Here is a 14,343-nt window from a genome sequence, read left to right on the forward strand (position 1 = left end):
TCTTACTTCATCTTATTTCAGTATTTGTAATAGTCCGTTCTATTTCCGTAAAGGAATCAAGTATACTTAAGGCTTGTTGGACAACTTGCTCACCGATTTCACTCGATTCCGATACGGTAACTATCCCCAGCTTAGATCGTTGCCATAAGTCTTGATAATCCATTTCAGAGATGGCAATATTTAAACTTTTACTAAGGCGATTTTTAATCCTTTTTAATACAGATCGTTTATCTTTTAAAGAATGACATTCGTACAAAAAGATTTCAACTTCTGCATAGGTGATCATTTAATCTTAATTTCCTCCATCACATATGCTTCAATTACATCGCCTTCTTTAATATCATTGTAATTTTTAATCGTAATACCGCACTCGTAATTTTGTGCCACTTCTTTGACGTCATCTTTAAAACGTTTCAATGTATCAATCTCACCTTCATAGATGACTACACCATCACGAATTAAGCGAATGCCAGAATCTCTGGTAACTTTCCCGTCTGTAACGTAAGCACCTGCTATTGTTCCAATTCTAGATACTTTAAAGATTTCTCTTACTTCTACTTGACCAATCACTTTTTCTTCATATTCAGGATCAAGCATCCCTTTCATAGCAGCTTCCACTTCTTCAATTGCTTTATAAATTACACGGTGAAGACGAATATCTACATTTTCTGATTCTGCTGCTTTCTTCGCGTTATTATCAGGTCGTACATTAAATCCAATAACAACCGCATTAGATGCTGAAGCAAGAATAATATCAGATTCCTTGATTGCTCCAACACCGGTATGAATAATGTTGACTTTTACACCTTCTACATCAATTTTCTTCAAAGATGCAGCTAGTGCTTCCACAGATCCTTGAACATCTGCTTTTATAATCACGTTAATATCTTTGATTTCACCTTGTTTAATTTGTTCAAATAAGTCATCTAAGCTGACACGAGACTGTGTACCTCGCTTTTCTTCTAACTGTTTCTCTTGTCTCATTTCTCCGATTTGGCGTGCTTGTTTTTCATCTTTAAACACAACAAATCGATCACCAGCTAATGGTACATCATTTAGACCTGTAATCTCAACAGGTGTTGAAGGTCCAGCTGAATTAATACGTTTACCTAAATCATTAACCATCGCACGAACACGACCAAACGTATTACCAACTACAATTGGATCTCCTACTTTTAGTGTACCATTTTGTACTAGTAATGATGCAACTGAACCGCGACCTTTATCCAATTGCGCTTCAATTACCGTACCGTTAGCACGACGGTTGGCATTTGCTTTTAATTCTTCTACTTCTGCCACAAGAAGGATCATTTCTAATAAATCATCAATTCCTTCTCTTTTAATAGCAGATAATTGTACGAAGATGGTATCTCCACCCCAGTCTTCAGGGATTAATTCATATTCAGTTAACTCTTGCATCACACGGTCTGGATTTGCGCCTTCTTTATCCATTTTGTTGACCGCTATTATAATTGGTACTTCTGCTGCCTTCGCATGGTTGATCGCTTCAACCGTTTGAGGCATTACACCATCGTCAGCTGCAACCACTAAAATAGCAATGTCAGTTACTTGTGCACCACGCGAACGCATACTCGTAAATGCTGCGTGACCAGGTGTATCAAGGAATGTAACTTTTTTACCGTTTTCTCTTACTTGGTATGCACCAATATGTTGAGTGATACCACCCGCTTCACCCTCTGTTACTTTTGTATGGCGAATCGAATCAAGTAATGTAGTTTTACCATGGTCAACGTGTCCCATAATTGTTACAACGGGAGGACGTTCCTCTAATTTTTCTGGATCATCTTCTTCAATATATGTCGCAAGATCTGCTTTGTCTATTTGTACTTCTTGTTCTACTTCTACTCCATACTCATTACAAATTAATTCCAAAGCATCTTCATCGAGATCTTGATTCTTTGTTGCCATGACACCTAAAAACATTAATTTTTTAATGATTTCATTTGTTTCTTTATTTAACTTCTCTGAAAGTTCTCCAACTGTTAACGAACCTGAATAGGTTATTTTACTTGGTAGTTGTGGTTGATTATTAGCTGGCTTTTTTGGTTCTGGTCTTTTGTCTTGCTGTTTATTATTATTATTATTTTTCTTAGTCTTATTTGACTGTTGATGATTGTTAGGCTTTGTATTTTGTTGATTCTTTCCTTGTTTCTTTTTAGGTTGTTCTTTTGGCTTTGTCTGAAAGCTTTGATCAAGCTTTGATTTCATATCATCTGTAATAGTAGACATATGATTGGATACAGGAAGCTCTAATTCTTTTAGTTTATTAATGACTTCCTTACTGCTTTTGTTTACTTGTTTTGCGTACTCATATACTCGTATTTTTGACATACGTTCACCCCCGAATATTTTCATCAAGTAATGCACTCAATTTCTTCGCAAATCCATTTTCATGAATGGAAATCGCTACACGACCTGATTTACCTACTGCTTGTGAAAGTGTATCTCGATCATCTACAAAGAAATAAGGAATGTTATAAAACGAACATTTATCTGTTAATTTCTTTCGTGTCTGATCGCCAATATCACTTGCAATTATTACAATCTTTGACTTTTTCGACTGAATTTCTTTAACTATTTGCTCTTCACCAAACGTACACTTGCCAGCACGATTGGCTAAACCAATTATATTAAGATAAGATTTTTGATTGCCCACTTTATTCGCCTTCGATCTGTGTTCTTAATTCATCATATATTTCTTGTGGAATTTTTATTTCTAGTTGTTTTGCAAGTGCGCCATTTCTTTCTGCTTGGTCAATTACTTGTAGATCCTTTGATACGTAAGCTCCTCGCCCATTTTTCTTTCCAGAGGGATCTACAAAAACGTCACCTTCTTTTGTTTTCACCACTCGAATTAAAGACTGCTTAGGTAGCATTTCTTGTGTTACGACACATTTTCTTAATGGAACCTTACGTTTTTTAGCCATATATGAATACCTCCTTACTTGAACAGATCTTCATCCATATCTTCATAGGATTCTTCATAATCCAGGCTATCCTCATATTCTAAAGCCTCTAAGCTTTCTTCAATCTCTTCTTCTGAAATGAGACCTTCTTCTTTAGCTTCAGTTTCACTCTTAATATCAATTTTCCATCCAGTTAATTTTGCAGCTAATCTAGCATTTTGACCTCGTTTACCAATCGCAAGCGATAATTGATAATCTGGAACTATTACTGTGGTTGCTTTCTCATCCTCATCAACAAGTACCTGGATAACTTTTGAAGGGCTAAGTGCATTGGATACGTAGACAACAGGATCTTCAGACCATTCCACAATGTCAATTTTTTCGCCTTTTAATTCATCGACAATAGTCTGTACCCTTTGCCCTTTTTGACCTACACATGAACCTACAGGATCAATTTCTGGATCCTCTGCATGTACAGAGATCTTGGAACGGTCTCCTGCTTCACGCGCTACAGAAATAACTTCGACTGTACCATCATAAATCTCCGGTACTTCCATTTCAAATAAACGTTTCAATAAGCCTGGATGTGTTCTGGATACAAAAATATTAGGGCCTTTATTTGTATTTTCCACTTTGGTAACAAACACTTTAATTCTGTCATGGACATTGTATGTCTCGGTTGGCATACATTCAGATTCTGGTAATTTTGCTTCCACTTTACCTAAATTCACATAAATGAAGCGACCGTCCATACGTTGAATAGTACCATTCATAATATCTTCTTCACGGTCAACATATTCATTAAAGATAATACCCCGTTCTGCTTCTCGAACTCGCTGTGTTACAACTTGTTTCGCCGCTTGCGCTGCAATTCGACCAAAATCTCTTGGTGTTACTTCAATTTCTACCACATCACCAATTTCATACGCTGGATTTATACTATGTGCTTCCTCCAGTGAAATTTGTTGATGATGATCTTCTACCTCTTCGACAATTTCTTTTTGAGCAAAAACACCCATTGTTCCAGCTTCTTCATTTAAATCCACTCTAACATTGGTTGCTGATTTAAAATTCTTTTTATAGGCAGAAATCAAAGCAGCCTCTAAAGCTTCCATAAGAATTTCTTTGTTGATTCCTTTTTCCTTTTCTAAATAATTCATTGCATCGAACAATTCTCTGTTCACAAATGTCTCCCCCTTTAATCAAAAGTTACAGCTAGACGAGCTTTCGCAATTTTCGCAAATGGAATCTCCACTTCTTTTTGCTTCGTTTTGTCTTTATATTGAATAGTAGCATAGCCATCTTTAAAATCCGCCAAATCTCCGGTGAATTCCTTCTCACCAGCAATAGGCTCATAAAGCTTTACATATACATGTTTTCCGATGTTCTTTTCAAAATCAGCTTCTTTTTTCAATGGACGTTCTACTCCTGGTGAAGAAACTTCTAAGAAATATGCCTCACTTATAGGATCTTCCTCATCTAATTTCGCACTTAATCTTTCTGAAACTTGACCACATTCTTCAATATCTACACCTTCATCTTTATCGATGTATACGCGTAAAAACCAATTTGGTCCTTCTTTTTCATAGACGATATCTACAAGCTCTAAAGAAAGCTCATCTAATATGGGTTGGACTAGTTCTTCTGTTTGTTGTGCTATCTTGTTTGCCACTCTAATACCTCCTCTACTACGATTATGTTCTTTAAGATATATTTCCCATATTTACTAAACGATACACACATAAAATGGTTCTTCCGAATGTCGGGTGTTAAATAATGGTTAACATCATATTCATAAAAGGTTTATCATTTATACGTGAATCACTGCTACAGGACACTCACTTACCTTAACCATATAAAGGTCTTTTCCTGAATAATCTATGTAACCCAACCAGTTAATTGAAACTCTTCATGTATAAAGTGAAGTCGGAATGATAAATCCCTTGCCAAATAATGGCAAGGGATTTATCAAAACCCTATATCGTTCTTGGTTGAAGCTAAGAAGAAAGAGTGGGGATCCCCACTCTTTACTGTCTGCATCAAATGAAATCTGTTTAAAATATAGCATAAATGGTTGAATAATGCAAGGAATTTAACGTTTCATTCAATAAAAGTTCCACTCATCTCGCTCGGCTATCCCACAGTAATCGGGCATCTGCCACAATAGAATACAATATATCAAATAACCTTTTTTGCAGGAATCATTACATTCCTAAATGGTCGCCAAAGATTCCTTGTTCCTATCAAAACAGTGATAATTGATTTTTTTCAGCCATGCCTTCTAAACATCCATGTTGATCAAGGTATTCTAATACGGTTTTAGAAATGCGGCTACGTTCTCGTAAATCTTCTTTTGATAAGAATTCTCCGTCTTCTCTTGCTTTTTCTATATTTATTGCTGCGTTTGTGCCTAATCCATCTACAGCATTAAACGGTGGGATCAGACTATCTCCATCTACTAAAAATTCCGTTGCAGAGGAACGATACAAGTCTACTTTTTGAAAATGGTAGCCTCGTTCATTCATTTCTAATGCTAATTCTAAGACAGTAAGTAAACTTTTTTCTTTTGGTGGTGCATCATTACCTTTATCAAGTATTTCTTTAATTCGTTTGCGCATAGCTTCTGAACCTTTGATCATCGTAGCTAATTCAAAGTCATCAGCTCTCACTGTAAAGTATGCTGCATAGAAATAAATAGGATAATGAACTTTAAAATAGGCAATTCGTATCGCCATCAGTACATATGCAGCAGCGTGTGCTTTCGGGAACATATATTTTATCTTTTTACAGGAATCAATATACCAGTCAGGAACGTTGTGCTTTTTCATTTCTTCGATCCATTCCGGCTCTAATCCTTTCCCCTTACGAACAAATTCCATAATCTTAAAGGCAAGCGATGCTTCTAATCCTTTATGCATTAAGTACACCATAATATCATCACGACAACCTATAACATCTGGCAATCCACAAATACCATTGTTGATAAGTTCTTGTGCATTACCTAACCATACATCTGTTCCATGGCTCAGACCAGATATAATGACTAATTCAGCAAATGTCTTAGGCTTAGTATCTTCAAGCATCTGCCTTACGAACCGCGTACCAAACTCCGGTACTCCTAATGTCCCTGTCTTACACATAATTTGTTCTGCTGTAACACCTAACACTTCTGGACCTGAAAAAATCTTCATGACCTCATCGTCATCAGTCGGGATTGTTTGTGGATCAATGCCACTTAAATCTTGTAACATACGGATCATGGTTGGATCATCGTGCCCAAGTATATCTAGTTTCAATAAATTATCATGAATCGAATGAAAATCGAAGTGTGTTGTTCGCCATTCCGAATTTCTATCGTCAGCTGGAAATTGAATTGGTGTAAAATCATAAATCTCTTTATCGTCTGGAACAACTATAATGCCCCCAGGGTGTTGACCAGTTGTTCGTTTAGCACCGGTACACCCTTTTACTAAACGGTCTATTTCTGCTTGCTTTAAGGTTAATTCTTTGTCACTCGCATATCCTTTGGCATAACCGTACGCTGTTTTCTCTGCTACCGTACCAATTGTTCCGGCACGATATACTTTTTCTTCCCCAAAAAGCACCTTCGTATAGTTGTGCGCACGTGGTTGATATTCACCAGAGAAGTTCAAGTCAATATCTGGTACCTTATCACCTTTAAAGCCTAAGAATGTTTCAAATGGAATATCTTGTCCATCTTTTTTCAAATCAGCATTACAGTTAGGACATTTTTTATCTGGCAAATCAAATCCACTACCGACTGAACCGTCATCGAAAAATTGACTATATTTACATTCTGGACATACATAGTGAGGTGGTAATGGATTTACTTCTGTAATCTCTGTAAAAGTTGCAATTAATGAAGATCCGACCGAGCCCCTTGACCCTACCAAATATCCATCATCCAGCGATTTTTTTACTAGCTTTTGAGAGATTAAATAAATAACTGCAAAACCATGGCCAATGATACTTTTCAGTTCTTTTTCTATCCGTTTTTCAACTAATTCTGGAATCGGCTCACCATATACTGATTTAGCAAAGTTATAACTTAATTCACGAATTTCTTCTTCTGCACCTTCGATATTTGGTGTGTATAGATCTTCTTTTACTGGTTTAACTTCATCGATTTGGTCAACGAGTTCATTCGGATTAGTAATGACTATTTCTTTTGCTTTTTCTGCTCCCAAAAACGAAAATGATTCCATCATTTCATTCGTTGTTCGAAAGTACGTATTAGGTAATGTTTGTCTGTTTAACGGATTACCACTTTGCGAAGCGATCAATATTTGTCGATAGATCATATCATTTTTTTCTAAATGATGGACATTTCCTGTAGCTACACATGGTTTACCTAGTTCTTCAGCAAGTTGAACTATATTGCGAATAATATCGAATAACTGTGCTTCATTTTGAACTAATTCTCTATCATAAAGATGCACAAAATTGTCAGGAGGTTGTACCTCGATATAATCATAGAATTGTGCCACTTTTTCAGCTTGTTCCTTTGATTTTTGCATCATCGTTTCGAAAACTTCACCTTTATCACATGCTGTACCAACTAATATACCTTTTCGATATTGTTGTAACTTTGATCTCGGTATTCTTGGCACACGATAGAAATAATCGATATGAGCTAATGAAACCAATTTATAAATATTTTTTAATCCTTCTTGATCTACCGCTAATAATGTTGCATGGAACGGGCGGGAACGCTGGTAGGCATTTCCTTCTCCCATGTGCATATTGAATTGATTATGGTTTTCAATTCCTCGCTCGATCGAGAGTTTAACAAATTTCCATAATAAATACCCTGTTGCCTCTGCATCATAAATGGCCCGGTGATGTTGGGTGAGCTCGATATCAAGCTTCTTACAGAGAGTATTCAAACGGTGATTTTTTAATTCCGGGAACAGCAAACGTGCTAATTCTAACGTATCTATCACAGGATTACTTGCCTCTTCATAGCCTATCCGCTTAAACCCAGTATTCAGGAACCCCATATCGAAATCTGCATTATGAGCTACTAATATACCATTTCCCATCCATTCGTGAAATTCTTTTAATACTTCTTCGACTTCTGGAGCATCTTTCACCATTTCATCTGTAATTCCAGTTAAATTAGTCGTTGTTTCAGATAATGGATGATGAGGATTGGCAAAAGATTCATAACGATCGATAATTTCACCATTGTGTACTTTCACGGCAGCAAGTTCAATGATCGTATCATATATTGCAGATAATCCTGTTGTCTCTACGTCAAATACAACATATGTATCATCTGTTAATGTACGATCAGCTTCATTATATGCAATTGGTACACCATCATCGACAATATTTGCTTCCACACCGTATACAACTTTTACACCATGTTTTTGTCCGGCAGCATATGCTTCTGGATAGGCTTGAGCAACCGCATGATCTGTAATAGCAATAGCTTTATGTCCCCATTTACCTGCTTGTTCAATAAGTTTCGAAGCAGACACAACGGCATCCATTTGGCTCATTAAAGTATGTGCATGTAATTCAACTCGTTTTTCTTCTTCATAGCCTTTATCTTCGCGTACAATGGAGGCTACTTCTTGAATATCTTTCGCCATCATGGTTAATTCATTTGTGAAATTATCAGTCTGAACCATTCCTTTTGCTTTAATCCACATACCTTCTTTTAACTGCTTAAACTTGTCAACATCTTGATCTCCTTTTGAGAACATCTTAATTTGAAAGGAATCGGTATAATCTGTGACTTTAAGCATTAATAAATGTCTACCAGACCGTAATTCCCTGATTTCAGCATCAAATACAAACCCTTGAAAAATAACGTTTTTTTCTTCTTCTACTACCTGCTCCATAGGTATAGCACTTTCTTTGATAGGATAACCAATCTGCACAGGACCTGAAGGACTTTCTGGTTTCGCTTCTTTTGCCCGTTTCTCTTGTTCCTTAAAGGCTTCTTCCACTTTTTTGCGATCTTCCATTGCTTTTTCCTGTTGAAATTTTTCTATCTCCTCTTGTTGTGCAGCTACTTCAAGTTGGATGATATGTTTTGGAATTCCTACTTTCATACAGAATTGATCATATTGGTTTTGGATTGTTTTACTCCATTGTGCTTCAATTTGGTTACTTACAGTTAACATAATATTATTATCGTTAAATAAAGGCTTTTTATTTTCAAAAGTACGATATTTAGGTGATTCTCTCATCAGTTCTGATAAAAAGATTTGCCAATAATGGAATCGTTCCTGTTCATCTAATTCGTGTTGATCGACTCTAATTGTCCAAGAAACTCTTGCGATTGATGAAAAACCTTCGGTTAATTTCAAAATAAATGCTTGATAAACATCAGCCGGAATCGTCCGTTCGAAATGTAAATGAAAGTGCCATAATTGATTTGATCGATACACTTCCAGTTTGTCAATAGCTCCATTTTGAAAGTATTTATTCTTCATGTCATCAGCAATACCAATCTGTTTCATTAGTAACTGAAATTTATCCTGATTAGAGATACTCATTTTCGATCCCCTTTACCTATTAATCTTTCTCATAATTTTAACATAAGAAAAAAACGGGCAACACATGTCCGCTCCTTCTTTACAAAATTGTATCGTAGTAGATACAAACTGCCAACCAATGAAAGTTCTTTTGGTGTTTCTTTCTTCCGTTCTGATTGATGATGAATGCTGTCATTCGCTCCGGCAGAATACTGCGCTTTCCGTGGGCTCGGCTTCAGCTAACTTTGTGAAGAAAACCACTTCACAAAGTGGATCTTCAGCTCTCGCTGGCCCACAGGAGTCTCCGTATTCTGCCTTCGCTAATAATATTATTCTATCTTTTGAAAGTGGAAGTACTTAGGATATAATTCCCGTGTATTACTTCCTTTAAAAAACAGAACACTACGCAAAGCGGAGGCAAGATACGTAGACTCCTACGGGAACAGCGCGAGCTGAAGATCCCGCAAGAAAACGGGTTTTGTTTTCTGAGGAAGCTGAGGCCGTGCCCGTGGAAAGCGAAGTATCTTGCCGTAGCGTTTCGTAGCACTCATAAAAATTCAGAATGGAAGAAAGCAAATCTAAAAAGTATAACTTCGCAGTTTATGTTTTTTGTTCTTTATGCTGTATGTTCTTTTATTAAAAAATTTAGCTCACCTAGTGAAAATATAATTCCCTTGCCTGCGATGTTGAGACAAGGGAATGGGATTATTTTAGCAGTGAACTAATTTTATCTACTAATTCTGATATGTGAAGGTCTTCTTGCTCCCCGTTTTCTCTTAATTTACATTCCACATAGCCTTCCTGAGCTTTTTTACCGACTGTAATTCTAACTGGTAATCCAATCAAATCGCTGTCAGCAAATTTGACACCTGGACGTTCTTTACGGTCATCAAATAAAACGGAGATATTGTTTTGTTGCAGTTGTTCATAAATATCTTCTGCTAAATCGTGTTGATCTTGATTTTTAGGATTTACAGCGATTAAATGCACTTGGTATGGTGTAATTTCTTTTGGCCATTTGATACCATTGTCATCATGGTATTGTTCCACAATCGCAGCAAGAGTACGTGAGACACCGATACCATAGCACCCCATCGTCATTGTTTCCTGTTTACCTTGTTCATTTAAATATTGTGCACCTAGTTTTTCAGCATAGAATTGACCTAATTTGAATACATGACCGACTTCAATTCCTTTAGCAAACTTTATCTTCCCTTTGCCATCCGGTGAAGGGTCTCCTTCTTGAATAAAACGGAGATCTTGATACGAAGATACTTTAAAATCACGATCTGGGTTAACATTCTGATAATGCTTGTCATTTTCGTTTGCACCACAATAGCCATTTCGGATAGCGCTGACCGCGTGATCTGCAATTAATTCGATTTCTTCTGGCAAATCAACAGGTCCAATGGAGCCTACTTCTGTATTCAAGAGTTCTTTCGTTTCTTCTACAGATGCTAATTCTACATTGGTAGCGGCTAAAGCATTTTTTAATTTAATATCATTGATTTCATGGTCTCCACGAGATAAAACTAATACAAATCGGTCATCCACTTTAAACAATAAAGACTTAATCCCTTTCTCTAAAGGTTGTCCTAAAAATTGAGAGACCTCATCCATTGTTTTATAGCCTGGAGTATCAATGGTTCCTAACTCCAATTTATCTTCGTCACTTTGTTCATATGTGACATTGACTGCCGCCATTTCAATATTAGCAGCAAAGTCAGAAGTATCAGAATACGCGATCGTATCTTCACCTATTTCAGATAATACCATAAATTCGTGGGTATCTTTACCACCCATTGCACCTGAGTCGGCAATAACCGCTCGGAAATTCAAGCCACAACGAGTGAAAATATTTTGATACGCTTTAAACATTTTCTGATACGATTCATCCAGACTCTCTTGATCGGCGTGAAATGTATAAGCGTCTTTCATTATAAACTCTCTTCCACGTAAAAGACCGAATCTCGGACGCCTTTCGTCACGGAATTTAGTTTGAATCTGGTATACACTTAAAGGTAGTTTTTTATAGCTTTTCACTTCATCTCGAATAAGACTTGTAATAACCTCTTCATGTGTCGCACCTAATGCAAATTCTCTTTCATGACGGTCGTATAGACGCATTAATTCAGGACCCATACTATACCATCTTCCTGTTTCCTTCCACAAATCAGACAATTGCAGAGCAGGCATTAACATTTCTACAGCTCCCGCATTTTCCATTTCTTCACGTACAATTTTTTCTACATTTTTTAATACTTTATTTCCCATAGGTAAAAAACTGTATACACCTGAAGCTGTTTGTCTAATATATCCTGCACGGACTAACAACTGATGACTTTTAATCTCAGCATCAGCAGGTGTTTCCTTCAGTGTTGGAATTAGTGTTTGACTTTGTCTCATCTTATAATCTCACCTCGATAATTTCGATATTAACCTAGCTACCTATAGAGCATTTATCATTACAAAAATAGTCGTTGAATATCATTCCATGTAACCACAATCATGAGCAACATTAATAATGCGAACCCGATAAAATGTACTACGCCTTCTTTTTGAGGATCGATTGGCTTCCCTCTGACTGCTTCCAATCCGACAAATATGAGTCTTCCACCATCTAATGCAGGCAATGGCAACAGATTAATAATTCCCAAGTTAACACTTAATACTGCTGTCCACGTTAAGAAGTTCATTAAACCAGTTTTCACAACTTGATCAGTAGCATCATAAATCCCAACAGGACCAGACAACATATCAATAGAGAATTGACCGGTAACTAGTTTACCTAAATTAGTTAATATTAACGTTGACCAACGGTATGTTTCTTCTATACTATAGGGGATAGTTCGGATGAATGACTTTTCTAAAGCCAAAGTTACACCAACTTGTCCCACATCTTGTTCTGGTGTTTCAATTAATGCCGGAGTTACTTCAAGTGGAACTTGCTGATTATCACGTAAGACAATCATTTCTAATGGCTCATTGGGACTTGCTTCAACGACTTCCTGAAATTCTTCCCATTTGCTGATACTTTTCCCCTCAATCTCTATTACTGTATCACCTGACTGAAAACCAGCTTCTTGAGCAGGACTATTATCCACAACGGACCCAATTCTTACATCTTCTACTGGTACCCCTTGAATATTTGCTAGGATAAGAAATATTACTACTGTCAGTACAAAGTTCATTAATGGACCCGCGAATAATTGTAATGCTCTTTGTCCAACAGTTTTTGAAGCAAATTGACGATCATATGGGGCTATTTGTGTTGCTTTTTCATCCATAATGAAGGATGCTTTTTCATTTACTTGGAAGGAATACTTCTCTTCTTCATTCATTTCATAGCCTTCAATTGTTAATGCATGATCTAAATCAATATGTTCTACTTCAATTACAAAAGCATCGGGATGTTTTGCTTTGTTGTTTACAATTATTTGGTTAACTTCGCCACTATCATTAAAAGTTAAACCAATATGCTGACCAGGTTTTATATCTATGATTTCCGGATCTTCTCCGGCAACCCGTACATAACCACCCATTGGTAACAGTCTAATTGTATATAACGTTTCATTTTTCACCGTAGAGAATACTTTAGGACCAAAACCTATCGCAAATTCTCTGACAAGCATCCCTGTCTTTTTGGCAACATAATAATGGCCAAACTCATGAACAAAGACAAGAAGGCCAAACATTAAAATAAAGGCAATAACGGTTGTCAATCAAAGCACTCCTTCCCTCTAACACATTATCAATATTTTTCATATGTTTTATTTCTAACTTCCTGATCAATCGCATTAATTGTTTCTAAATCGGGTTGATGGACAAATGAATGAGTAGCCATGGCATTTTCGATTACATCTTCGATTTCTAAAAATGTAATTTTTTCACGTAAAAATAAATCTACAGCTGCTTCATTTGCAGCATTTAAAACGGTAGGTAATGAACCACCTTTACTCCCTGCATGATATGCAAAAGCTAAACAAGGAAATCTGTCCATATCCATTTTTGAAAAATGAAGCGTACTAATCTCTACTAAATCAAGGCTTTTGGAAGGCGGCAATGGTAATCTGTTAGGGAATGTCAAAGCATACTGTATTGGTACGCGCATATCTGGTGTTCCCAATTGAGCAATAACACTTTTATCAGCATATTCAACCATTGAATGAATAATACTTTCTTTATGTTGTATCACTTCAATGTTGTCATAAGGTATATCAAATAACCAATGTGCCTCAATTACTTCGAGCCCTTTGTTCATCATTGTTGCAGAATCGATAGTGATCTTAGCACCCATGCTCCAATTAGGGTGATTTAGAGCATCTGTTACTGTTACATTTCGTAATTGTTCCCTCGTTTTATTGCGGAAACTTCCGCCTGATGCGGTTAGTATAATTTTATTAACATTTTTTCTTGATTCTCCATTAAGTGCTTGAAAAATAGCAGAGTGTTCACTATCCACCGGCAATAAGTCTACCTTATACTTCCTAGCAGCTTCCATCACTAAATGACCTGCTGTTACCAAGGTTTCTTTATTAGCGATTGCTATTTGCTTATTATGCCGGATAGCTGTTAATGTAGCGCCTAATCCAACACTTCCCATTACAGCATTAACCACTACATCTGTTTTTGGATCTGCACTTACTTCATCCAATCCTTCTTTACCAACTAGTATTGTGATTTGATCTGTATGTATCTTCAATTCTTTTCGTACTTTTTCATCTTGGACTACAATTATTTCAGGTCTATATGATTTTATTATCTCTGTTGCCTTGTCTATATTTTTACCAAAAGCAATACCATATAACCGAAACTGATTTGGATGCTCTTTGATGACTTCTAACGTTTGCAGACCTATTGAACCTGTAGCCCCTAATAAAGTGATGTTTTTCATAAAAGTAACTCCT

10 protein-coding genes are annotated in these 14,343 nt (G+C 36.5%); all 10 read right to left on the minus strand.

What is annotated here, in order from left to right:
• Positions 1–7: 7 nt before the first annotated feature.
• Complete coding sequence (locus tag ACTWP4_RS10270; protein WP_443128668.1) at positions 8–286, minus strand: DUF503 domain-containing protein; 279 nt, start codon at positions 284–286, stop codon at positions 8–10.
• The gene (gene infB / locus ACTWP4_RS10275) at positions 283–2,352 is read right to left on the minus strand and encodes a translation initiation factor IF-2 (RefSeq protein ID WP_443128669.1); all 2,070 of its coding nucleotides are present in this window, start codon (positions 2,350–2,352) and stop codon (positions 283–285) included. Before infB ends, ACTWP4_RS10270 begins: the two co-directional genes overlap by 4 nt.
• 4 nt (positions 2,353–2,356) lie before the next feature.
• Positions 2,357–2,677, minus strand: a complete 321-nt coding sequence (locus tag ACTWP4_RS10280; protein WP_443128670.1) for a L7Ae/L30e/S12e/Gadd45 family ribosomal protein — start codon at positions 2,675–2,677, stop codon at positions 2,357–2,359.
• 1 nt (position 2,678) lies between these two features.
• The gene (gene rnpM / locus ACTWP4_RS10285; RefSeq protein ID WP_443128671.1) at positions 2,679–2,948 is read right to left on the minus strand and encodes an RNase P modulator RnpM; all 270 of its coding nucleotides are present in this window, start codon (positions 2,946–2,948) and stop codon (positions 2,679–2,681) included.
• Between the two features lie 14 nt (positions 2,949–2,962).
• Positions 2,963–4,111 carry a transcription termination factor NusA gene (nusA, locus tag ACTWP4_RS10290; RefSeq protein WP_443128672.1) on the minus strand — a complete coding sequence of 383 codons (1,149 nt, stop codon included), beginning with the start codon at positions 4,109–4,111 and terminating at the stop codon, positions 2,963–2,965.
• 14 nt (positions 4,112–4,125) lie between these two features.
• On the minus strand, positions 4,126–4,599 hold the full coding sequence (gene rimP, locus ACTWP4_RS10295; RefSeq protein WP_443128673.1) for a ribosome maturation factor RimP: 474 nt from the start codon (positions 4,597–4,599) through the stop codon (positions 4,126–4,128).
• 571 nt (positions 4,600–5,170) lie between these two features.
• Positions 5,171–9,457, minus strand: coding sequence for a PolC-type DNA polymerase III (locus tag ACTWP4_RS10300; protein ID WP_443128674.1), 4,287 nt, complete (start codon positions 9,455–9,457; stop codon positions 5,171–5,173).
• 684 nt (positions 9,458–10,141) lie between these two features.
• A complete protein-coding gene (locus ACTWP4_RS10305; protein ID WP_443128675.1) occupies positions 10,142–11,842 on the minus strand; it encodes a proline--tRNA ligase in 1,701 nt (566 codons plus the stop codon).
• Between the two features lie 59 nt (positions 11,843–11,901).
• Positions 11,902–13,158: an RIP metalloprotease RseP gene (gene rseP, locus ACTWP4_RS10310; protein ID WP_443128676.1), complete on the minus strand. Its 1,257-nt coding sequence runs from the start codon at positions 13,156–13,158 to the stop codon at positions 11,902–11,904.
• Between the two features lie 29 nt (positions 13,159–13,187).
• A complete protein-coding gene (gene dxr / locus ACTWP4_RS10315; protein ID WP_443128677.1) occupies positions 13,188–14,330 on the minus strand; it encodes a 1-deoxy-D-xylulose-5-phosphate reductoisomerase in 1,143 nt (380 codons plus the stop codon).
• Positions 14,331–14,343: the final 13 nt, after the last annotated feature.

This window comes from Gracilibacillus sp. D59 (assembly GCF_052246695.1).
Lineage (GTDB): Bacteria > Bacillota > Bacilli > Bacillales > Amphibacillaceae > Gracilibacillus.